This window comes from Paenibacillus woosongensis (assembly GCF_009725165.1).
GTDB lineage: Bacteria > Bacillota > Bacilli > Paenibacillales > Paenibacillaceae > Fontibacillus > Fontibacillus woosongensis.
This window is the reverse complement of sequence record NZ_WNZW01000001.1, coordinates 585,100-606,630: the sequence shown is the minus strand read 5'-3', so window position 1 is coordinate 606,630 and position 21,531 is coordinate 585,100. Positions and strand designations below refer to the sequence as shown.

Annotated in this window: 21 protein-coding genes, 1 pseudogene and 1 riboswitch; of the genes and pseudogenes, 9 read left to right on the top strand and 13 right to left on the bottom strand. The window is 48.5% G+C overall.

What is annotated here, in order from left to right; all coding sequences use genetic code 11:
• Positions 1 to 50: 50 nt before the first annotated feature.
• From GNP95_RS02965 to GNP95_RS02950, 4 genes are all read right to left on the bottom strand, one after another.
• A complete protein-coding gene (locus GNP95_RS02965; RefSeq protein ID WP_155609394.1) occupies positions 51 to 671 on the bottom strand; it encodes an NAD(P)-dependent oxidoreductase in 621 nt (206 codons plus the stop codon).
• A 25-nt stretch (positions 672 to 696) separates the two neighbouring features.
• Positions 697 to 1,332, bottom strand: a complete 636-nt coding sequence (locus GNP95_RS02960) for a nitroreductase family protein (protein ID WP_155609393.1) — start codon at positions 1,330 to 1,332, stop codon at positions 697 to 699.
• A 20-nt stretch (positions 1,333 to 1,352) separates the two neighbouring features.
• Positions 1,353 to 1,781 (bottom strand): MarR family winged helix-turn-helix transcriptional regulator, encoded by a 429-nt coding sequence (locus GNP95_RS02955; protein ID WP_155609392.1) that lies wholly within the window; start codon positions 1,779 to 1,781, stop codon positions 1,353 to 1,355.
• A gap of 136 nt (positions 1,782 to 1,917) precedes the next feature.
• Positions 1,918 to 2,451: a DUF4269 domain-containing protein gene (locus GNP95_RS02950; protein WP_330163286.1), complete on the bottom strand. Its 534-nt coding sequence runs from the start codon at positions 2,449 to 2,451 to the stop codon at positions 1,918 to 1,920.
• 39 nt (positions 2,452 to 2,490) lie between these two features.
• On the opposite strand from GNP95_RS02950, the pseudogene GNP95_RS02945 reads away from it, so the two are divergent.
• Positions 2,491 to 2,719, top strand: a pseudogene (locus tag GNP95_RS02945) (VOC family protein); the annotation flags it as partial.
• Positions 2,720 to 2,800: 81 nt separating this feature from the next.
• On the opposite strand, the gene GNP95_RS02940 reads toward GNP95_RS02945, so the two are convergent.
• Entirely contained in the window at positions 2,801 to 3,373 is a 573-nt protein-coding gene (locus GNP95_RS02940; protein ID WP_155609390.1) for a DJ-1/PfpI family protein, read from the bottom strand.
• A 56-nt stretch (positions 3,374 to 3,429) separates the two neighbouring features.
• Positions 3,430 to 3,512: riboswitch (ZMP/ZTP riboswitch) on the bottom strand.
• 153 nt (positions 3,513 to 3,665) lie between these two features.
• Between GNP95_RS02940 and GNP95_RS02935 the strand changes: the two genes are divergently transcribed.
• From GNP95_RS02935 to GNP95_RS02925, 3 genes are all read left to right on the top strand, one after another.
• Entirely contained in the window at positions 3,666 to 4,100 is a 435-nt protein-coding gene (locus GNP95_RS02935; RefSeq protein ID WP_330163243.1) for a ferritin-like domain-containing protein, read from the top strand.
• Between the two features lie 241 nt (positions 4,101 to 4,341).
• Positions 4,342 to 5,100 (top strand): metal-binding protein ZinT, encoded by a 759-nt coding sequence (locus tag GNP95_RS02930; protein ID WP_155609389.1) that lies wholly within the window; start codon positions 4,342 to 4,344, stop codon positions 5,098 to 5,100.
• 220 nt (positions 5,101 to 5,320) lie between these two features.
• Positions 5,321 to 5,680 carry a DUF1878 family protein gene (locus tag GNP95_RS02925; protein ID WP_155609388.1) on the top strand — a complete coding sequence of 120 codons (360 nt, stop codon included), beginning with the start codon at positions 5,321 to 5,323 and terminating at the stop codon, positions 5,678 to 5,680.
• Positions 5,681 to 5,756: 76 nt separating this feature from the next.
• Here the strand turns inward: GNP95_RS02925 and GNP95_RS02920 are convergent, their stop codons facing one another.
• Both GNP95_RS02920 and GNP95_RS02915 read right to left on the bottom strand, forming a co-directional pair.
• Positions 5,757 to 6,338: a DUF4256 domain-containing protein gene (locus tag GNP95_RS02920; protein WP_155609387.1), complete on the bottom strand. Its 582-nt coding sequence runs from the start codon at positions 6,336 to 6,338 to the stop codon at positions 5,757 to 5,759.
• Positions 6,339 to 6,363: 25 nt separating this feature from the next.
• Positions 6,364 to 6,762 carry a YkvA family protein gene (locus tag GNP95_RS02915; RefSeq protein ID WP_155609386.1) on the bottom strand — a complete coding sequence of 133 codons (399 nt, stop codon included), beginning with the start codon at positions 6,760 to 6,762 and terminating at the stop codon, positions 6,364 to 6,366.
• Positions 6,763 to 7,481: 719 nt separating this feature from the next.
• Between GNP95_RS02915 and GNP95_RS02910 the strand changes: the two genes are divergently transcribed.
• Entirely contained in the window at positions 7,482 to 9,512 is a 2,031-nt protein-coding gene (locus GNP95_RS02910) for a methyl-accepting chemotaxis protein (RefSeq protein ID WP_155609385.1), read from the top strand.
• A gap of 92 nt (positions 9,513 to 9,604) precedes the next feature.
• The gene (locus tag GNP95_RS02905; RefSeq protein WP_155609384.1) at positions 9,605 to 9,865 is read left to right on the top strand and encodes a hypothetical protein; all 261 of its coding nucleotides are present in this window, start codon (positions 9,605 to 9,607) and stop codon (positions 9,863 to 9,865) included.
• Here GNP95_RS02905 and rlmD read toward each other — a convergent pair.
• Positions 9,845 to 11,632, bottom strand: a complete 1,788-nt coding sequence (rlmD, locus tag GNP95_RS02900) for a 23S rRNA (uracil(1939)-C(5))-methyltransferase RlmD (RefSeq protein ID WP_330163242.1) — start codon at positions 11,630 to 11,632, stop codon at positions 9,845 to 9,847. The two genes, GNP95_RS02905 and rlmD, sit on opposite strands and share 21 nt — an antisense overlap.
• Positions 11,633 to 11,851: 219 nt before the next feature.
• Here rlmD and recQ point away from each other — a divergent pair, with 219 nt between their 5' ends.
• A complete protein-coding gene (gene recQ, locus GNP95_RS02895; protein WP_155609383.1) occupies positions 11,852 to 13,687 on the top strand; it encodes a DNA helicase RecQ in 1,836 nt (611 codons plus the stop codon).
• A 12-nt stretch (positions 13,688 to 13,699) separates the two neighbouring features.
• Entirely contained in the window at positions 13,700 to 15,604 is a 1,905-nt protein-coding gene (locus tag GNP95_RS02890; protein WP_155609382.1) for a B12-binding domain-containing radical SAM protein, read from the top strand.
• Between the two features lie 442 nt (positions 15,605 to 16,046).
• On the opposite strand, the gene GNP95_RS02885 is transcribed toward GNP95_RS02890, so the two are convergent.
• From GNP95_RS02885 to mnmL, 4 genes are all read right to left on the bottom strand, one after another.
• Positions 16,047 to 17,033, bottom strand: coding sequence for an alpha/beta hydrolase (locus tag GNP95_RS02885; RefSeq protein WP_155609381.1), 987 nt, complete (start codon positions 17,031 to 17,033; stop codon positions 16,047 to 16,049).
• A 28-nt stretch (positions 17,034 to 17,061) separates the two neighbouring features.
• On the bottom strand, positions 17,062 to 17,460 hold the full coding sequence (locus GNP95_RS02880) for a VOC family protein (RefSeq protein ID WP_155609380.1): 399 nt from the start codon (positions 17,458 to 17,460) through the stop codon (positions 17,062 to 17,064).
• 138 nt (positions 17,461 to 17,598) lie between these two features.
• Positions 17,599 to 18,180 (bottom strand): tRNA 5-(aminomethyl)-2-thiouridylate-methyltransferase MnmM, encoded by a 582-nt coding sequence (gene mnmM / locus GNP95_RS02875; RefSeq protein ID WP_155609379.1) that lies wholly within the window; start codon positions 18,178 to 18,180, stop codon positions 17,599 to 17,601.
• A gap of 1 nt (position 18,181) precedes the next feature.
• Positions 18,182 to 19,132, bottom strand: a complete 951-nt coding sequence (gene mnmL / locus GNP95_RS02870) for a tRNA modification radical SAM protein MnmL/YtqA (protein ID WP_155609378.1) — start codon at positions 19,130 to 19,132, stop codon at positions 18,182 to 18,184.
• Positions 19,133 to 19,516: 384 nt separating this feature from the next.
• On the opposite strand from mnmL, the gene trmB reads away from it, so the two are divergent.
• Positions 19,517 to 20,224 carry a tRNA (guanosine(46)-N7)-methyltransferase TrmB gene (gene trmB / locus GNP95_RS02865; RefSeq protein WP_155609377.1) on the top strand — a complete coding sequence of 236 codons (708 nt, stop codon included), beginning with the start codon at positions 19,517 to 19,519 and terminating at the stop codon, positions 20,222 to 20,224.
• 127 nt (positions 20,225 to 20,351) lie between these two features.
• Here the strand turns inward: trmB and GNP95_RS02860 are convergent, their stop codons facing one another.
• Positions 20,352 to 21,485, bottom strand: a complete 1,134-nt coding sequence (locus tag GNP95_RS02860) for an MGDG synthase family glycosyltransferase (RefSeq protein ID WP_330163241.1) — start codon at positions 21,483 to 21,485, stop codon at positions 20,352 to 20,354.
• Positions 21,486 to 21,531 lie beyond the last annotated feature (46 nt).

The window sequence follows — 21,531 nt, the reverse complement described above, 5'->3', positions numbered from 1 at the left end:
GATAGAGTCCGCTTAGCGAGCTGCTAAGGACCCTATCCTTTTCTCGTCAATTAGTAAGCGATTCCGGCGCGTGCCCGGATATAGGTTTTATCCCCGATTTGCCTGTAAGCGAATTCTGCCGTATCCGATACCGATATTTCTGATCCGCCTTCAGGCAGGAAATCGCGTTCCACGCGGTATGCTCCTACATGTTTCCCCTCAGGCAAATAGGTAGGGCAAACGATGGTCCAGTCAAGCCTAGATTGCCGGAGCAATTCGTACGCCTTGTGATGTTCCTCGGCAGCACGAGTAAGCTTTCGTTTGGATTCAGCGGACTCGTAACGCAGCAAATGGGGCTGGGCTCTGCTCTGCAGAATACCCGCCGTACCGATCGTAATAATCCGCTTGATGCCCTCCTTGTACATCGCTTCGATGATGAGCGGCATTGAGGCGGATAATGTGGTCGAACCATCCGTGCTCAGCGCGCTGAATACAACATTCTGGCCATGCAGAACGCGGGCGATATTCTCCTTATTTAGAGCATTCCCCTTCACGAGTGTTAGCTGCTTTTCCATAATTGCTATTTTGTCTGGATCGCGAACGAGCGCGGTCACCTGATGGCCATCTTGAAGGGCAAGCGCTGCAATCTGCCGGCCTACGCGGCCTGTTGCGCCTAATATGGAAATGTTCATAGGGAGCACACCTTTCAGGACATGATTACTTCCAGGTCGTTACCGCCTCAACCGGCAGACGGTAGGAAGGGCGGCCTTCAGTGGCTGCCTTGCCGATGGAAATTAGCATGATAGGAACATAGCGCTCTTTCTCAAGACCAAAGGCTTCGGCAATTTGCTGTTTATCATATCCGCCGATCGGATTCGTGTCGTAGCCATGGGCACGAGCAACGAGCATCAGCTGCATCGATACGAGACTGGCATCAATCAGCACAATGTCCCGCATATTCTGTTCGGGCAAATTTTCATACATCGGCTTGAAGGAAGCGACCAGCTTTTCTTTAACATCCTCGGGCATGTAGCCAAGCTCTACCGATTTTCCATAGATCTCATCGGCATTTTCAATGCACTTCATGTCGCCGAATACGGCGATCACAGCTGCTGAGGTGTTGACCTGATTCGTATTGTACATCGCCAGTTCAGCCAACTTAGCTTTGCCCTCCGGCGTATCGATGACAACGAAGCGCCAAGGCTGCATATTGATCGAGGAAGGAGCGGTGGTCGCTTCCGCCAGAATCTCGGTCATCTCCTCGCGGCTGATTTTTACGGCAGGGTCATAGTTTTTTACAGAACGGCGTCCGAGGACGATTTCTTTAAAATCTTTAGCAGTAATTGTACTCATATAATTTCTCTCCTATCTATTTAATATTTACTGATATTGCCTTGAATCCGCGTCAACATGCCGGTTAATGCACGGAGCTCCTCCGGGCTGAACCCCTGCAGCATTTGATCGACAAAACAACGTTTTTCCGTGCTGCAGCTCAGAATTTGCTCCCGGCCTTCACTGGTCAGGCTGACAAAAGTCTCCCGATGGTCGGAAGGATTTCTCCGTCTGGCCACCATTCCCTGGGACTCCAGCTGCTTCAAATGACGGGTAATAGCCGCATTGTCGATATTGACCGATTTCTGCAGGGTGGACTGTGTCATCTCGTCCGTCTCAAACAATTGATGCAGCAGCTCATATCGGGACAAGCTCATATTGGTGTTGCGCTCAAACTTTGGGCCAAACTGATTGCAAAGCTCTCTTAGCAGAAACAAAACGCGTTCTTGATCCGAAATGGAGCAACTCATGTAATGACCTCCTAGGTGCTATAACCCACGGTTCTGCCTTGGTGTTGGATAAACATGTTACTTTTGATTGAGGGGTCAATGATTGACCCCTCAATGAATGTATTACAAAACAGCAAGAAATGCAATAGGATATTTTTTAGCGGATGATCCCTAATGCCCTTCCGTAGGTCAAAAGCTCTTTGTAAGGGTCTCCATCCAAGCCAAGAACCTGAGCGAATGCCGGTTCTGTCTTCATGCCTTGTTCTTTTAAGCGGATGACAGCTGCTCTGTAGTGAGGATTTGCAGTGAGAAGGTGGTGTTCCACAATCATATGAAGATAGGCGTTTTGCTGTTCGACCGGTTTCGCCTGCCCGAATAGTTCGAATTCAAAGCCCTCAAAGCGAAAGTTGGCCATAATCGTCGGAATATGATTAACGGTCAATTCGTTGATGACAAATCCGGACAAATGGCCGTACAGAAGCTGGACCTCTTTTTTGAAAATATCAGGCTCGTGAACTTCCATGATCATATCCAAATCCGAATGGTATACATCAATGGAGATAGGGATCGTTCCGCATAAAACGGGATTGTATTTAGCCATATCGTTAATAATGCTCAGTTCATTTATGGCCTTATAGGCTTGACGTTGAATAGGGGTGCCAAACTGCAAATAGCTTATCGTCTTAAAGATGAAGATATCCTCCTTGCTTGCGATGAATGGAATGACAATTCTAGCCTTATTTTGCATAATAAAGAGTTCGTTGCCAAAATGTCACCGGGCCTGAAGCTGGGTGCGCCGCCCTAAATATTCTTCACGGTGAATCTCGATTGAATTGCACAAAGACTTGATCAGTAAAAATATCAAGGTCGGAGAGATCGTAAATATGCCTAGCGGCCGAGTGTTCAACATTGCGGATGATGAAGACAATTACTTTGCTGGCACGGAGAAGAGCAAGTGACCTGCTGCAGAAGAACTAAGAGGTACACGGTGTCCATACGGCGGCGTCTTACAGCAGTGGAAGTGATCTGCGCCGCATGCTTCAAAATGGCGAATTATAGTATGGGTAATGCATTTGCTCTTGAATTTCCCGGGCAATCTCTTTCCCCGTAAGTGACTCCACTAAGTATAACCCCAAGTCGATGGAAGCCGATACTCCGCCGCCTGTAAATATGTTTCCGTCCCTGATGAAACGTTCCCTCACGACTTCAGAGCAGTAAGGAGCCAACAGCTCGTAAGCGGAGGGATTGGTAGTTGCTCTTTTGCCTTCCAGAAACCCTGCCGCCCCTAAAATCAAAGCCCCCGTACAAACAGACACTTTATATTCTACCTCTCTTGCGGTTTGAATCCATGAAATAAATGCGGAGTCATACCTAAGCTGCCTTGTGGAAAAGCCTCCAGGGATAAAGATTAGATCATACCCCGACAGGTCTGGGGATACATGTTCAATCTTGAGGGTTAATCCCCGGTCATCTTTGATTTCTTCTTTATTGGAACAAAAGTCCCACTGTACATGATCCATGGCGTTTAGAATTCTCATTCGGGTTACAGCATCATAAAAGCCAACCAAATCAAGCGTAGTCATCTGGTCAAATACAATGAAAGCCATTTTCATTAATAAACACCTGACCTTTCGGATGAAATAAAAAAAGCATCTGGTCGCTAAACCAAACACTTTGCCCAGGCGTACGGCTAATATGAGCATATGTGCTTCCTCGTGGTTCTCCACGTTTACGCCAGTTACACATACATTTGTTACCTATTATGTTTATATCAAATATACCTGATTTTAACAATTACTTTTTTGGGTTGTTAAAGAGACTAACTCTGAAGATTTTCAAAAAATACACCATCGCCTAATGAACTGAATATGTTAAGTCAGAATACTGTGGAAGGGTGGCTGAAACGTGTATTACACGAATTATTACCGAAAGGATACCGGATTAGTTGCAGACATTGAACGGGCAATTAATGGAGAATACTCCGCTATTTCATGTTATGAGCAGTTGGCAGGAATGGCTCCCCATGAAGAGGAACGAAACAGAATTCTGGAAATACGGCAAGACGAGATTGGGCATTTTCAAACCTTCTCCCAGATATATACTTCGTTAACGGGCATGCAGCCTGTTCCACACATCACTGAAGAATGCCCTTCAGAATATGCAGCCGGACTCCACTTTGCATTCAAAGACGAACAAGAAACGGTAGATTTTTATTTGGATGTCGCCGATAAAGCTGCCGACCCCTACATTAAAGAGCGTTTCAAGCGCGCATCCGCCGATGAACAAAATCATGCGGTGTGGTTTCTTTACTTCATTACATCAAGACATAGTCCGCGTTGATAAAACGCGGTCTTTTTTGTGGGTATCAAAGTTAACCGGCTTAAAATGATTGTCCAATCAATTACGCATAATTTTCTTATTCGTTGAAGGGGGATACTTCTTATCATGGTGAAAATAAGTATTTTTAAATCGTAATAATTACAATTAATATTGACATAAAATTCAAAACGTAGTATATTCGCTATTGCATAAATAGTAATCATTACGATTTACCCAAAACAGGAAAAGGAGAGATTATTTTATGAAATTTGGATTTATCAAATCTATAGCTGTGTTCTTTTTAGTAGTTGCGCTGCTTACTGCTTGTCAAGAAACAGGTACTCCAATCGAAGAGGCATCTATATCTTCTGAGTTAGTAGAAGCTACCCGTAAAAATCACGATAGCGTTGGTCATAACCATGACCACGACCACGACCATGACCACGAACATGATACTCATCACCATGACGATGAGAAGCTAAAAGAAATATATGCAGGAAAATTTGAAGACAAGGAAGTTAGTGACCGGGAACTGTCCGACTGGGAAGGGGATTGGCAATCGGTATATCCATACTTGCTGGATGGGAGCTTAGATACGGTTTTACATAATAAAGCTGAGACAAACAAAGATAAATCCTTTGAAGAATATAAGGAATACTATTCGATGGGGTATGAGACAGATGTTGAACGCATCGTCATTCAGGACAACACGATAACCTTTTATAGAAATGGAGAAGGAAAAACCGGAGAATATAAATATCATGGATATGAAATATTGACTTATGATTCCGGAAACAGAGGCGTTCGCTATTTATTTGACCTTGCCGGGGAAGCAGACGGTTTGCCGGCGCATGTCCAATTCAGCGACCATAGCATTTATCCGACAAAGGCAGAGCATTATCATATGTATTTCGGGGATGCGGACCATGAGACGCTGTTGAAGCAGTTATCAAATTGGCCGACCTACTATCGGTCAAATTTAAGCGGAGAGGAAATCGCCAAAGAAATGATTGCGCATTAAAACGACGAGCTGTGCGAGGATGGGGAGGCGGACGCGAGTGATCACCCGGCATATCCATGGCGATGTTCATGTGAAACGCAATTAGGGCAGTTCATCTCAAAACATTACTTGTTAAAATATGTAATTCATTATAGAATTTATAGCATTGCTGAGTGATCAATTAGAAGAAAGCAGTACGATCGCGAATCTGCTGGTCTTTATATTTCTATAAAATAAGTGGGTGATTATACTGACGGAGTCTTTAGAAGAAAAGGTGCAACGTCTGGAATTATATGTGAGCTTATTGCGCCAAATTACTCTTGAACCGGAACAATATCGTCTCTGGGATTGGATAATTGCAAATGGCTTAAATGAGAAGCAATTTAATGAAATAAAAAATGTATTAAAGAAATATGTAATGTCTCTAAAGCAGGAAACCAATATACCTACCTTCGATGATATTTCTACAGAGTTAATTCAGGTTTTATCTCCTAATGAGTACATTGCTAACCCTAGAGGAGTATTTCAGTTATTAAGAAATGCAGTTAAGATGGCACCATATCAGTCATTGCAATACTACCTTAACCATACTCAGGAATAATAGCCTTTGACTATTTAAGGATCTCTATGAAACAAGGCTGCTTCAAAAAAGCAGCCTTTCAGTGTCTGTTCAAGATTTACACCCTCAGCGAACCGCGAAATCCCCTTGCGGCATAATAGGATTCTGCTCCATTGTGGTATATAAAGACCGTGTCGTAGCGACGATCGCCAAAGAGGGCTCCCCCGAGTTTTCTAATGCTGGCAGGTGTTATTATCCAGCTTGATGTTTTCATATCGAAATTTCCAAGCTTCTGCAGCTCCCGGTATTGTTCTTCCGTCAACAGCTCAATACCCATGGCAGCTGCCATCCCCACAGCGCTATTTTCAGGTTTGTGTTGTTTCCTTGACTCCAGCGCCTCATGGTCATAGCAGACACTTCGGCGGCCCTTTGGACTTTCCGCGGAACAATCATAAAAAATGTATTCGCCCGTCTTATTGTCAAAACCGACGACATCCGGTTCGCCCCCGGTATGTTCCATCTCATGGAGCGACCACAGTTTTTCTATATTAGCCTCCAGCTTTGCTTGTACATTAGCCCATTCTAGAGTTTTATGGCGGTCTATGTTTTTGTCAAAACGGGCTTTCAATGTGTTGAGCAGTACTTCGCGTTGCTCCGGTGACAGCTCTTTTTTATTGCTGATATCACTGTTTTTTGTCATGTTCGACTCTCCTTTTCTATTTTGTCTACCTGAACTTATTATAGACATATAACGCAATCCAAAACGCAAGCAGCACCCAAACAAGGATGAACAAGGCAGCTGTAAACCAATTCTTGGGCTTACCTTGAATTTCCTGTGCCTTAATTTTGTTTTCTTCAATTACATCTCGAGGTATCATCTTAAGGGCTAGAACGATGCCCAGTGGGACAATGATTAAATCGTCGACATAGCCTAGAACCGGGATGAAATCGGGGATGAAGTCGATAGGACTGAACGCATAAGCCACAACACACAATGTAAACCATTTTGCGTACCATTTCACTCTAGGATCTCTGTAAGACAGATACAGTACAATCAAATTGGACTTGAGCTGTTTTGCAATTTGTTTTAGTTTTTGAAAGATAGGTAATCCCCCTTTTGCCATTGAGTAATAAGGAAAACTTTCTTAGCTTATTGATTGCTGGAGTTGCGGGATTAGAATAGTACGGTGTTTGCCACAAGGGCCTAAAGGATCAATAACTGTATCACCATTTCTCAGTACAGCATAAGCTTTGCGGACGGAATCCTCACTACCATATCGTATACATTAAATGCCATGGTTTGCCAAGCTGTTTTTTTTACTTGTATCGCAATTTTTGGGGCCTCATATACAGCTATGAACAGTTGTCCATTTGAAATTAATTCACAATGTGCAGAGGCATTCTGTGTTGTACAGATCACATTCTGCTGACTCATGCGTCATCCCGTTGCTCTCCTGAGAATGTATTCGATATTTCGAATATAATAAGCCGAATTACGGTTAAATGGTTGAATATATATGAAATTTCATATACATTTACAGATTTTCTCTCCCGGAGCGAATTTATATATGAATATTCGACTAGAATGAGTTGAACACTAGTCGACTTCCATCTAGTCCTCTTTAATAGCGATAGTGCCCGTTTTTCAACATATCATGAGCTTTGCGACAGATTGCTCACTCCCCATATCGTACACGTTGAATTCCATGGTTATTCAGACACTTATGAAGTTTTATAGTAAAGGTAAAAGAGTCGATTTAGATACCCTTTTGCTCTTTGTTTTTTATATACTAGTAGATAAGTAGCATTAATCAATTACAACTAAGGGAGGTCAGAACGATTTATGAAAAAGGTGTTAGGTAATTTGAAGCTTTTTGCGAAAATCGGAATTTTAATCCCGATTGTTGCAGTCTTCTTAATCGGCATGGCAATCATGAATCATCAGATTACTTCAAATGAAATCGAAAAAATGGTTGAAAATGAAATGTCTTTACTTGCTGAAAATGTAACTGATACCGTTGAAAACAAAGTTAATGCGCATAATCAACTGATTTACAGTGTAAAGTCAGCTGTGGAAGCTTCAGATACTTTAATGACTAGAGAAAAATTCGCCAGTTTAGTAGAGCAGATACTTCCATTAAATAAAGAAACCTACGGAATGGGACTATGGCTTGAAAAGGAAGCCGCAAATGGAGAAATATTTGGCCCCTATATATATAAAGACGAGGAGAAGGCCGTTTACACCGATATTTATGAAGAGCCTTCCTATGATTTTTATAAACAAGAATGGTATACAGGAGGATTAACTGCTAAACAAGTTAAACATACGGAACCTTACTTTGATGAAGCATCTGGGGAAATGTTCATTTCATTTAGCGTACAAGTGGCAGATGATTCGAAGCCAATCGGAGTCATTACGGGTGATTACATCCTTAATTCGATTCAGTCCATTGTCTCAGATATCAAAATTAGAGAAAGCGGATATGCTTTTTTAATTGATGATAGAGGTACTTTCTTAACTCATCCCGATAAAGAAAAAGTCAATACGGAAACGATTCAAGACTATTTAAATATTCCACTTGAACAATTAGGAAATGATACAGCTTTGATCCAGACGAAGATAGATGGTGAAGGACATTTCATCCAATATCAGCAAGTTAACGGTATGCCATGGAAAGTAGTATTACTTGTGCCAACGAAAGAACTGTTTAGTGCGCAACAAAAGATGACTTATCAACAGTTTGCTGTAAGTACGGTATTAGTCGTATTAATGTCTTTGTTCGTACTTGTCATTGCAAGATATATTCGCAGTGAAGTAAGAAATATTAATGAGAATTTAGGTAATCTTGCAAACGGGGATTTAACGAAAACTTTATCCGTCGAGACAAAAGATGAATTTGGAGAGATGGCCAATTACTATAACAGTTCTGTCCAAGCATTAGGAGATATGTTGAAAGCGGTTTCAAAAGAATCCGAAGTGGTTGCATCAACTGCGGAAGAATTAACAGCGAGTGTACAGGAAGTAAATCAATCGGTAATGGCAGTAGCTGTTTCAATGCAAGATGTCGCAGAAAATACTAGTAAGCAACAATCTGTTAGTGAACAATTACAATCGGTAACAACATTATTATCGGAAGATATGCAGCAGGTCGTAGCGACGTTGAACGGAGCCGTACAACAATCTGTTTCAACATCTGAAGTTGCCACAGGCGGCTCGAAGGATATTCGAACTTTTATTGATGATATAACACAATTACATACCCAAGTAGAAGAAAGTGCAAGTTTAATGGGTAAATTAAAAGAGCAGTCGGAACAAATTGAGAGCATGAGTCAATTCATTTCATCGATTACGGAACAGACGAATTTATTGTCTCTAAATGCAGCTATTGAAGCAGCACGAGCAGGCGAACATGGTAAAGGATTTGCCGTAGTTGCAGGTGAAGTGAAGAAGCTTGCAGAACAAACCGGAGTGGCTTCAAAAGACATTGCAGACCTTGTTCGGAATATTCAAGATGAAATGAATCTAGCTGTCCTTATGATGGAACAAAGCCGTTCTATTGCTCAAAACGGTATTATTTCCGTAAAACAAGCGGAGGGAACGTTCGATGCGATTGCAGGCGCTATTCAAGATTTAAAACAAATGATTGAAACAACTAGCCAAAATACATCAAACGCTTATGAAAAATTAAAAAATGTCACGGTAACGGTAGAAGATATCAATGACCAAACAAGAACAACAAACGAACACACGTTAAATGTATCCGCTATTACAGAAGAACAATCTTCAACAATGAATGAAATGGCCATCGCTTCGGAACATCTTGCGAAACTTGCTCAAAATTTACAAAAAGAAACCGGGAAATTTAAGATTTAATTAATTGATACAAAAGGCAATTTATCCGCATTGCGGAAATTGCCTTTTGTTTAATCGTCTATTAACTAAAGCGCAATCAAGGAGAGGTGGCAGTGAAAAAGATTGGCACGGCTGCTTGTATTCATTTTGCAGATCTCGTTTTTCCTGGATCAGAGCTGCAGGCCTCCGATCAGCAGGCACCCTCCATATCGGAACCGATTAAATTAAGAAAAGTGTATACATTTGAAAGAAATAATGAGAGTTGGTTCTTCTGCGGACGTAAAGGCCGTAATGCAACAGGAGGAGCCAGGCGCTGGAGCAATCGCCCACTCAGCCTGGCTGGAATCTCCGATTTAATTATCCTTCCGCACTAACAGTGAGCAGCATTCCACATGGCTTGTCTGCGGAAACATGTCTACAGGCTGCACCCATTCCAGTGAATAGCCCCCGTCCAGCAGCTCTTTACAGTCCTTCGCCAAAGTCGAAGGATTGCAGGAGACGTATACGAAGCGTTTTGGCTTCGTGCGCAGTACTGCCTCGATAAAGCGCGGGTCAAGCCCGGTGCGGGGTGGGTCTGCTATGATGACGTCAGCCTTGAAGCCGGACTTCACCCAGCGGGGGAGCAGTTCCTCGGCGTTACCTTCGTAGAAGGAGGTGTTGTCGCGACCGTTGCGGGCCGCGTTTGCCTTGGCGTCCTCTACTGCATCGGCAATCGACTCGATGCCGCGCACCTCGCTGGCGTAAGGGGCCAGCCATAGCCCGATTGTGCCCGTGCCGCAATAGGCGTCCACGACGACCTCCTTGCCTGTGAGCGCGGCCGCCGTGCGAACCGATTCATACAGCTTGACCGTCTGCAGCGGGTTAAGCTGAAAGAAGGCACGAGGGGAGAGGGTGAATTCCAGATCACCTAGCGCTTCCTCGATGCTATCTGCACCCCAGAGGATCGTCGTCTTGTTGCCGAACACAAGCGAGGTGTTCTTTGGATTGACATTCAGTGCAATGCTAGTCAGTTCAGGCATGGCCAGCCGCAGTTCCTTCACAAGCTGATCCAGCCCCGGAATGCGGTCGTTCGCGGCTACCAGCGTCACCTGCAGCTGCCCGGACTGGAAGCCCCAGCGCACAACGATTGTCCGCACGATTCCCTGATTGCTCTTCTCCTGATAGACAGGAATACCCAACTGCTGCAGGACGTTGCGCGTCCTGTCAACCGCTTCGTTCACCTTCGGATGCTGGATCGGACAGCCGGTAATGTCGATCAATTTATGTGAATCCGCGGCATACAGTCCGGCGATGACGCCTTCCTCTTGCAGGCCAAGCTGAAGCTGGGCTTTGTTGCGGTAGCCCCAAGGGTGCTCCATGCCAAGCATCGGCTTCATGCGGAGCTCCTGCAATCCGGCATAGCGTGAGAACGCTTCGCGTACGATCTCTTCCTTGCCCTTTAGCTGGCCTGGATAAGAGATATGTTGAATTTGACAGCCGCCGCAAATACCGAATACCGGGCATGGCGCATCTGTCCGTTGAGGCGAACGTTTTTCGATTTTCACCATGTCTGCGTTGATGAACTTGTCCTGGACCCGGGTCACTTTGGCGTGAACAACTTCATCCGGCAGAGCTCCCGTGATAAAAGCCGCCTTACGCCGGTAGTATCCGACGCCCTCGCCATTGATGCCCAGCCGTTTGATTGTGACGACGATTTGATCGCCGATGCGCAGCTCCTCGGCATGCTCGCGTCCAGAAAGGCGTGGCGCTTGCTGCTTGGCATCGCGTGGCGTATACGATTTGGCATCGCGCGACGCCTTCGTCTTTGCATTGCGGGACTGGTGTGACTTTTCATTGCCGGTTACGTGTTGTTTGTCAGCACCTGATGCATGAGGCTTGGCTTGGTGCGGCTTTTTCGTCCGGGCGTTGTGAACATCCTGCTGTCTGCCATGCGGTACCTGCTGTCCTCCATGCGAGTTCTTCCCTCCTGTACGTGCTTCGTGTTTCCTCGTGTTGCGCGGTGCCTGAGGCTGTGCGTCCCGGGAAGTTTCGGCCTTTGCATATCCGCCTGGGGCAGACTTGCTCCCGCTTACGGTATGCTTGCTTTTTACAGTGCTGTTGTTATTTTTATGGTGATTATGGGATCTTGACGATTCCTTCATGAGTAAGTTAGCTCCATCCTTATGTGAATTGTTACAAATCCAATATACCATGATGAACGGACAACCACCACGCAGAGACGAAAAGCGCCCAAAACGTTCGGAATTCCCATAAAACTCCTGCAAATTGCAAAATCGTTTGCCCAACGCGTTCACTCCCGGTAAACTGGATAAGGAATACATGCAACAAATGATAGTGAGAAGTAAGGAGCTTATTTTCGAATGAATATGCAATCCACTTTAATGGAAGAAGCCAAGTCATATTTGCAAAAATATTACGGTTATCCGGATTTCCGGGAGGGCCAGCGCAAAATCGTAGAGAGTGTCCTAACTGGCGCAGACACGCTCGGCATTATGCCTACGGGCGGCGGGAAGTCGATCTGCTATCAGATTCCCGCGCTCATGCTGCCAGGCCTTACGCTCGTCGTCTCGCCGCTTATCTCGCTCATGAAAGACCAGGTGGACGCGCTCACGACAGCAGGGGTATCCGCAGCATATATCAACAGCACGTTGTCCGGCAAGGAAGTGAACGAGCGCATCCGCGCGGCGAGAAGGGGCGAGCTGAAGCTGCTATACGTCGCGCCGGAGCGGCTGGAGCTTGAATGGTTCCGCGAAGAGATGGGCAGCCTGCAGATTTCCTGTGTCGCCGTTGACGAGGCCCACTGCGTGTCGCAGTGGGGCCATGATTTCCGCACGAGCTACCTCGCGGTGGCGCCGTTTGTGAACGGCCTGCCTGAGCGCCCGATCGTGGCGGCCTTTACGGCGACGGCTACGCCGGAGGTTATGGATGACATGACCCGGCTGCTCCAGCTGCGCGAACCGGAAGTATTCGTCACCGGCCTCGGACGCGACAATCTGGCCATGTCCGTGCTCCGCGGCGAGAACAAGCGTGAGTTCGTGCTGAACTATGCGTCCGCGCACGGGCACCAGCCAGGCATCGTCTATGCGGCAACCCGCAAGGAGGTTGACGATCTGTATGAGCGGCTGCGCCAGAGCGGCATTCCGGCGGGAAGATATCACGCCGGGCTGCCAGACAAGGAACGTGAGGAGAGCCAGGAAGCGTTCCTCTATGACGACATTCGCGTCATGGTCGCAACGAATGCTTTTGGCATGGGGATCGACAAGTCCAACGTTCGTTACGTGATTCACTATAATATGCCGAAGAATATGGAGGCTTATGTGCAGGAGGCCGGCCGTGCCGGGCGGGATGGTGAGCCGAGCGAGTGCATTCTGCTGTTCAGCCCCCAGGACATCATGACGCAGAAATTTCTGATCGAGCAGAATCCGCAGGACGAAGGGCGCAAGCGAAATGAATACCGCAAGCTGCAGCAAATGATCGAATATTGCTATTCGACCAGCTGCCTGCGCTGGGGCATGTTGGATTATTTTGGAGAGAAGCACGACCGCAAGCCTTGCGGTATTTGCAGCTCCTGTACGGACGAGCGGGAACTTGTGGACATGACCCGGGACGCGCAAATCGTCTTCTCCTGCATCCACCGGATGAGGGAACGCTTTGGCGTCACGCTGGTTGCTTCCGTACTTAAAGGCTCGCGCAATAAGAAGGTGCTGCAATACGGCTTCGACAGCCTGCCCACTTATGGCATGATGCCAAGGCGGACGGAGAAGGAGATTTCCGAGCTGATCAATGTGTTTATTGCCGAAGGTTATCTGGCCCTGTCCGAGGGGCAATATCCGGTCGTCCGGCTGCAGCCTCTGGCGGTTGATGTGCTGAAGGGACAACATCAAGTGATGATGCGCCAGCCCGAGCCGGCAGCAAGCCAGGCCGCCGGAAGCAGCCGCCGCCGCAGAGGGGCGTACGACGACGGTCCGTCTGCTGTTAATGAGACGGTATTCGAGCAGCTCCGTCTAATCCGCCGGGATCTGGCGGAGAAAGAGCGCGTGCCGTCGTACATTATTTTCAACGATGCGACCCTTCGCGAGATGAGCGTTGTTTGCCCGGCGAGTGAAGCGGAAATGCTGAACATTAAAGGGGTCGGGGAAGTGAAGTACCGCAAATACGGACGGGCCTTTCTCGAATTTTTTCAAAATATGGAATAGGACTGTGAAATCATGAAGGTTATTCTATCTACGCTGAATGCAAAATTTATCCACACCTCTCTGGCGATTCGCCTGCTCAAGGCTTATAGCGGGAACGATTTTGACATCGAACTCGCCGAATATACGATCAAGGACCCGACGATGAACATCGTGTCGGACTTATTCCAGCGCAGGCCCGATGTAATCGGGTTCTCCTGCTACATCTGGAACATCGAAGAGACAATCCGCGTTATTGACGTGCTCAAAAAAGTCATGCCCGAGACGACCATCGTCCTCGGCGGGCCCGAGGTGTCTTACGATACGCAGTACTGGATGGAACGCGTTAAGAGCGTGGACTTCATCGTGATGGGGGATGGGGAGGAGACATTCCACCACCTGCTGCAGGAGCTGTCCGGGGACCGGAAGTTCCACTATGTATTCGGCACCGCCTACCGCAAAGGGGACGAGGTGATCATCAATCCGGGAAGGCCAAAATCGGATCTGAACACGCTGCCTTCGCCGCATCGTTTTCCCGAGGATATCCCGAATCTCAGCAAACGCATCGTCTATTTCGAGACGAGCCGGGGCTGCCCGTTCAGCTGCCAGTTCTGCCTCTCCAGCATCGAGGTCGGAGTCCGGTACTATGACATCGAGCGCGTAAAGTCAGACATCTTGTATCTGATCGATAACGGCGCCAAAATTATTAAGTTCCTCGACCGGACGTTCAACATCAACCGCAGCTATGCAATGGAGATGTTCGAATTCCTGATCGAAAACCATCGCGGCTGCGTATTTCAGTTTGAGATCACCGCCGACATCATGCGGCCCGAGGTGCTGGATTACCTCGCTGAGAATGCGCCGCCCGGTATTTTCCGCTTTGAGATCGGGGTGCAGTCGACGAACGATCCGACGAATGAGCTCGTGAAACGGCGTCAGAACTTCACGAAGCTGACCCGCACCGTGACCAAGGTCAAGGAGAGCGGCAAAATCGCGCAGCATCTCGATCTGATCGCCGGACTGCCGCAGGAGGATTACGCTACATTCCGCAAGACGTTTAACGATGTATTCGCGCTAGGCCCAGAGGAGCTGCAGCTCGGATTCTTGAAAATGCTGCGGGGCACCGGCCTGCGGAACGACGCGGCGAAATACAATTACGTTTATATGGAGCATGCGCCTTACGAAATGCTTAGCAACGATGTGCTTTCTTTTGCCGACGTCGTCCGCTTGAAACGGCTGGAGGATGTGCTGGAAAAATATTGGAATGCGCACCGGATGGATCATACGCTGAATTATTTGATGAGGGTCGAATTCGACTCCCCGTTCGACTTCTTTCAGGAATTCGGAGATTACTGGGAAGAACAGGGCTGGCAGCGCATCGGGCACCAGTTGGAGGATTTGTTCCTCCGCCTGCATGAGTTCCTGAGCCAGCGCAAGCTGAAGACGCCCGACGTCGTGCTCGGCCTTATGAAGCTCGACTACTTCCTCGGACACAAGTACAAGCCGCGCAAAATCTGGTGGGAAGACCGCATTGGGAAGGATTCGCGCGGAAGGTATCTGAGCATGCTGGCTGAGAAGTTTGCCTGGCAGTCGAAGGAACTGTCTGGGGAGCTTGCCGAGCGGCCAGAAGGTAAGCCGGAGCAGCTTGACGGGCATCCGATGGGTCAGCCTGAGCAGCTTGTCCAGCGTCCGCTGAGTCAGCCAGAACAGCTAGTCGCACAGCAGGAAGCTCTCCCGTACCATTTAGCCGGGCGGAATTTGAGCGAGCGCGAACTGCAGAAGTTCGCCGTCCTGGAGGAGCTGCCTTTCCGGCTAGAGGATGCTCTGCAGAATAAGGAGCTTTCTGCGAAGAGCATGGAGCCGAGCTTACTGGTCGTGCTGTATCAGCAGACGGTGGATGAGAAGCCGCTCTATTTTTCGTTGCCGCTAGCGAGGGTGTAACCTGGCAGTAACATTGAATGAAAATAGGTGGATTTTAAAATAAACTTGAACTATTGAGCAATAAGCATTAGCATTGGGCATTAAGTAAGCATTACGATAGCAATAAGCGATACTAAATGCATTTAATGCATTTAAATGCGCAGTTGATTGCTGAACCCATACGACTAGATGGATTTCTTGCAGTTAGATTGCAGTCTAAAGGGGAGTAAGGGCTAAAAGCAACATTTTAGATGCATGAAATACAGCTAACTTCAAAAAAGTGCCGCAAAAGAGCTAAATAAATGCAAGAAATACAGTTAGTCCAGGCAACATGGCAAAATAGCAACGTACCAATTTAACAATTCAGCACGCGCAGTATTTGGCCGAATTTGAGCGGTTTGAGCGAGCAAGCTAGATCAAGAACAGTGCAAAGAACCGTCCGGTAGTTTTCCGGACGGTTCTTTTATTTGTGCCGCTCCAGCCAACCGGCGAGATCGCGCATGACCTCTTCCCGGTTTATCTCGTTTAGCATCTCATGGCGGCCCCCTGGATAGAGCTTGAGTTCGACGTCCCGGATTAACAGCAGGTTATACAGAGAGGCCAGTTTTTTCACGCCGTCCCCCCGCAGGCCTACAGGATCCTCGTCGCCGCCAAAAATATAGATAGGCTTATCCTTCGGAATGGCTCTCATCCGTTGCGGACGATGAATATCCTGCAACAACGAGAAGAATCCCTGAAAGAAACCGGCGCTGCACAGAAATCCGCAATGCGGATCATTCACGTACTTATCTACCTCCGCTTCATCCCGGGAGAGCCAATCGAACGGCGTACGGGGCGGCAGAAAGCGTTTGTTGTAGGAACCAAAGACAAGTGCGTTCAGCATGAGGCTGGGATGCCGCTCGCCCTGCACCAGGCATTGCAGCCGGGCCAGCTTCTCGCCAAAACTGATCATTCCGCGCGGACCGTTAGTTCCGGACAGGATGAAACCGGAGTAGGGTTCCGGCGCGGTATACATCATCTTTTGCGTAAGAAAAGACCCCATGCTGTGGCCAAGTAGGAACAGGGGCAAATCGGGGTAGCGATCCCGGATGATCCCGCTGAGCGCACTCATGTCCCGCACCATGCCGCCGAAGCCGTCTTTCTCGATGCAGCCCAGTTCAGCTTCGGTTCCGGCCGTCTTACCATGCCCTCTATGGTCGCTCGCAAAGACAATCCAGCCGCGCGCGGTAAGCATTTCAGCCAGGCGCTCGTAGCGCTTGGCCGTCTCGGCCATGCCGTGGGCAATTTGCAGCACACCTTGCAGTTCGCCTTGCGGTCTGCTCTGCAGCACACCTTGCAGCTCGTTTTGCACGACCTCCTGAGGCACCCCAGCCATCTCCACCGGGGACCAATGATAGACGAACACTTCATTTTGCGCATCATTGGTGAAAGTAAAAGTTTGCTCCAGCAACCGCATCACCCCTCTATCAAGTCGTTAATTACGCTAGATGTACCGGTTCAAAGAATTCGATCCGTTCCCCGTCAGGCCCGTTAAAGAAGAAGAGGCGGCTGCCGTTTGGAATCGCGCGGATTTCGGGGTCCATGCCCGACAGGCCGAGCTCAGCGATCCGTTTGTACTCCTCCTCGATATGGCTGACGGTGAATGCGATATGGTGCACCCGGCCTTCACTTGGCAGGGTTTCGCCCCCGCGGACGTAAATCAATTCAATTTCGACGTTCTCCTGACCGGGGAAGGCTAGAAAAGCGAGGCGCAGTTCATCCTCTACTTCGCCGATAATATGTAGCAGCTTAAGACCGATCACCCGCTCATAGAACTCAATGGAATCCTCCAGCGCGGTGACGCGGATGCCGATATGCTCGATTTTCCGAATGGTCATATTCAATCCCTCTAATCCTAGTTAATTTGGCAAATACGGTTCAAACGTAATTTAAATTATTAACCACACAAAACTAACCACATAACACTTATCACAGGTTATCTTTAACAGATTATCCTACTCAGAAACCTTACCGCATTACCTTTTCTCGATGGCGATCAAATAGGGAGCGGCCGGCTTCTGGATTTGCCGGTAGACGATCGCTTGCCCGGCAGAAGGGGGAAGGGAGGCCGCCCATTTCTCGACGGCGCCTGATTCCTCATCGCCTCCCTGATGCCCGGGATACAGAACGATCGTCACGATCCCTTTCGGCCGCAGCAGCCCGAGGCTGGCTTCCAGCGCTGCAAGCGTTGTTTGCGTCAGCGTGATGACTGTGGCATCGGCGCCCTCGGCCGGCAGGTAACCGAGGTTGAACATGATCGCGCCTACCGTACCGTGAACCGCTGCAGGCAGCGCCGCTTCCATCTCGGCATGGCTCCGCTCCAGCAGCGTAACCTCGGCCAGCCGGTTGTCCTGCTCCCGGTCCAGCCTCTGCCGGGTGAGAGCCAGCGCCTCGGCCTGAATATCGAAGGCAAAGACTTGTCCCCTTCGGCCGGAGGTGCGGGCGAGGAAGAGCGTATCCTGGCCAGTTCCTGCCGTAGCATCAATGGCCGGCTCGCCCGGCTGCAGCCGCTCGCCGATCAGCTTATGGGCAAAGCTAAGTACAGACATGAAGCCCATATTATCCCCTCCAATATTTCCCTTGCCAGGTGTCTCGCTGTCTCAGTTCGCTGTCAATCCCGTTCAGCACTTCCCACTTCCTCAGGCTCCACGTCGGGCCGATGAGAAGATCTCTTGGAGCATCGCCGGTCAGACGGTGAACGACCATCTCCGGAGGCAGGAATTCCAGCGTATCGACGATGAGCTTCACATACTCGTCTTTCTCCAGAAAACGGAGCAGGCCGGCTTCGTATTGCTTGACCATCGGTGTCTTGCGCATTAGATGCAGCAGGTGGATCTTGATCCCCTGCACATCCATCGCTGCGACGGCCCGGCCGGTATCCAGCATCATTTCATGGGTCTCCTGCGGTAAGCCGTAAATAATATGCGCGCAGACGCGGATGCCCCGCTTCCGCAGCTTCTCGACCGCATCCAGGTAACATTGCGTGTCGTGAGCCCGGTTAATGAGCTGTGACGTGGATTCATGGACGGTCTGAAGTCCCATTTCAACCCATAGATAAGTTCGCTCGTTGAGCTCGGCCAAGTAGTCAACTACGTCGTCGGGTAAACAATCCGGCCGGGTGGCGATCGACAAGCCGACGACGCCGGGCTGCTCCAGAATGGCCTCGTAGTACTCCTTCAGTACCTCGACCGGAGCATAGGTGTTCGTATAGGCCTGAAAATAGCCGATGTACTTGGCCTGAGGCCATTTTAAATGCTGTCTGTCGCGAATTTTGTTGAATTGTGTCACTAAGTCGTCGCGTCTGCTTCCCGCAAAATCGCCGGAGCCTCGGGCGCTGCAGAACGTACAACCGCCTTTAGCGATGGAGCCGTCGCGATTCGGACAAGTAAAGCCGGCATCAAGCATCACTTTAAACACTTTTTCGCCAAATTCCTCGCGCATTTCGTAATTCCAGGTGTGAAAACGTTTATCTCCCCACAGCTTCGGAGAGGAAAAAATTTCAATATTCATCATAACTCCTTTACAATGTCGCAATTTTTTTTATATTGTCACAAAAAAATTACGAGCGGTACAATCCCCGCTAAGCCGCATTAACAGGGGATTGCCATTGCTTTATTGTATCAAAATATGCGGAAAAATGGGAATCCAACCCCGCTGCTTTCTTGCGATAGATTACATAATATGTTATTTTGAATGTAATACAAATATGGTTTGGACCCCAATTCCAAATATATGAAAAAGGAATCTGCGCAAACCGTCTCCCCGGCGGCCGCAAGATTCCTTTTTCTCACTTCTCCCCTTTACAAGAGGGTCGAACTTCGGCACAATAATTGCAGTATCAGAAAACTCTGCGGACTTAAGCCGCAGGGATGTACAGAAAGCGGAGGAATACACATGCGTTTACGCGGCAGAAAAGGAATTCGGGAAAACCTGGAGCAGCAGAAACATCTCGTTGTCCTGGATCCACGGGAATACAAGGGACGCTGGTCCGAGGTTTTTGGCAACGATCGTCCGATTCATATCGAACTGGGGATGGGCAAAGGACAATTCATCAGCGGGATGAGCGTGAAGTACCCGGATGTTAATTTTATAGGCATGGATATGTACGATGAGCTGGTTCGCAGGGCCAGCGAGAAGGTGCGCGCGATATGGCAGGAGCAGGGGCAGGAGGAGCCTCAGAGCGTCAGATTGGCACTGGGGAATATCGAGTCGATCGAGGAGTTTTTTGCACCGGGTGAAATCGAGCGGATATACTTGAATTTCAGCGATCCATGGCCAAAGAAGAAGCATGGTCGCCGGAGGCTGACCCATCCGAGATTTTTGGAGAAATACCGCTCTTTGCTTAACGAGAACGGGGAAATTCATTTCAAGACGGATTCACGCGAGCTGTTCCAGTTCTCTTTGAACGCCTTTACGGCATGCGGGCTGCAGCTGAATGACATTTCGCTGGACCTGCATCAAGGGGGAATCAATGAAGAGCATGTCATGACGGAGTATGAGACGAAATTCGTCAATCAGGGCGTGAATATTCACCGCTGTGAGGTCATCATTGGAGAAGCGGCATTGGCGCGATATCACGATCATAAAATGGAGCAGTTCTAATAGGCAGACCGCCAATCATAACAACAGGCCACCGATTTATCGGTGGCCTGTTTGGCTTGAGATGAGGAGCCGTTTCCCGCTACTTAAAAAGCGGTGTAGCGGCCTCGGCGTTTGATTTTCTCTGCTCTTAGGAATGTACTTTGTTCTCTTCCAGCAAGTCCATGATCGCCTGCGCGCTTTGCATCGGATGGTATTTGGCGATTTGCTCCAGCACCTTCTCCCGGGCTAGCGCAACCTCATCGTACCGGTCCGTCAGGCGATAGATCCATTTGGTTATATCGTCGAGGGAGTTCATCAAGGTTCCCCATCCCTGCGATTCAAAATAGTGGGAGTTCTCTTCTTCCTGTCCGGGAAGAGGTTTGTGGAACAGCATGGGAATTCCTTTAGCCAGCCCCTCGGTGCAGGTCATGCCTCCCGGCTTCGTAATCAGCAGATCGGATACTTCCATCAGCTTGTCGATTTCCCGGGTGAAGCCGAGAAGACGGATGTTCGGATGGATGAAGCGCGGGTCTTTCTTCATTTTCTCCAGTGATTTTTGATTGCTGCCGAAGCAGAAAATCACCTGGATCTTATCGCTATGCATCGCAAGCAGCGAGTTGACCGCCTCATCCTTCATAAACCCCCAGCCTCCGCCCATCACCAGGACCGTGGGCATGTTCTTGAGAGCGAATTGGCGGCGGATGTCCTCTTTGCTGTGGCGCTCCCAGAAATTCGGGTGGACGGGTATCCCGGTGATTCGAATTTTCCTCTCTTCCACCCCGCGCTCGAGCAGCTTCTCTTTGACCTGCTCGGTAGAGACCAGGTAACAGTCCACCTCCCGGCTGACCCATGTCCCGTGCGCGTCATAATCCGTAATGACGGTACAGAGGGGGACGTTCAGCCCAAGCCGTTTCATGCGCGAGATGACCGCGCTGGGAATCGGGTGTGTACATACAATGACACCTGGATGGAGCTGGCGGATAATCTGGGTCGTGCGGGTATAGAATATCCGATGGAGCGCCGCCGTCGTCAATCGGTTCAAGGATCTCTTATAATTGCTGCGGTACATCATGCGTACGAGACGGGGCTGCGATGATACCGTTTTTTTGTATGCTGTAATGATCAGTGGAGCCATTTTAGGATTCAGAAAGCTGCCAAGCTCCAGTACCTTCGTCTGAATGTGAGGTGCCAGCTTGCGTAAACTGCTGGAAAGCGCATAGGCTGCCTGGGTATGACCGGCTCCGAATCCCTCAGATAAAAGCAAGACTCTTTGTTTAGACACTTTAGTTTCACCTTTTCTCAGAAGGTTTTCCCTCCACTTAACAATA

Bases quoted from the DNA above. Each gene is read 5' to 3' on its own strand.
- trmB (WP_155609377.1), top strand. From the start codon at position 19,517: ATGCGTTTACGCGGCAGAAAAGGAATTCGGGAAAACCTGGAGCAGCAG.
- mnmM (WP_155609379.1), bottom strand. From the start codon at position 18,180: ATGGGCTTCATGTCTGTACTTAGCTTTGCCCATAAGCTGATCGGCGAG.
- GNP95_RS02930 (WP_155609389.1), top strand. From the start codon at position 4,342: ATGAAATTTGGATTTATCAAATCTATAGCTGTGTTCTTTTTAGTAGTT.
- GNP95_RS02955 (WP_155609392.1), bottom strand. From the start codon at position 1,781: ATGAGTTGCTCCATTTCGGATCAAGAACGCGTTTTGTTTCTGCTAAGA.
- GNP95_RS02965 (WP_155609394.1), bottom strand. From the start codon at position 671: ATGAACATTTCCATATTAGGCGCAACAGGCCGCGTAGGCCGGCAGATT.
- recQ (WP_155609383.1), top strand. From the start codon at position 11,852: ATGAATATGCAATCCACTTTAATGGAAGAAGCCAAGTCATATTTGCAA.
- GNP95_RS02880 (WP_155609380.1), bottom strand. From the start codon at position 17,460: ATGACCATTCGGAAAATCGAGCATATCGGCATCCGCGTCACCGCGCTG.
- GNP95_RS02915 (WP_155609386.1), bottom strand. From the start codon at position 6,762: ATGGCAAAAGGGGGATTACCTATCTTTCAAAAACTAAAACAAATTGCA.
- GNP95_RS02940 (WP_155609390.1), bottom strand. From the start codon at position 3,373: ATGAAAATGGCTTTCATTGTATTTGACCAGATGACTACGCTTGATTTG.
- GNP95_RS02890 (WP_155609382.1), top strand. From the start codon at position 13,700: ATGAAGGTTATTCTATCTACGCTGAATGCAAAATTTATCCACACCTCT.
- GNP95_RS02960 (WP_155609393.1), bottom strand. From the start codon at position 1,332: ATGAGTACAATTACTGCTAAAGATTTTAAAGAAATCGTCCTCGGACGC.
- GNP95_RS02920 (WP_155609387.1), bottom strand. From the start codon at position 6,338: ATGACAAAAAACAGTGATATCAGCAATAAAAAAGAGCTGTCACCGGAG.
- mnmL (WP_155609378.1), bottom strand. From the start codon at position 19,132: ATGAATATTGAAATTTTTTCCTCTCCGAAGCTGTGGGGAGATAAACGT.
- GNP95_RS02910 (WP_155609385.1), top strand. From the start codon at position 7,482: ATGAAAAAGGTGTTAGGTAATTTGAAGCTTTTTGCGAAAATCGGAATT.
- rlmD (WP_330163242.1), bottom strand. From the start codon at position 11,632: ATGAAGGAATCGTCAAGATCCCATAATCACCATAAAAATAACAACAGC.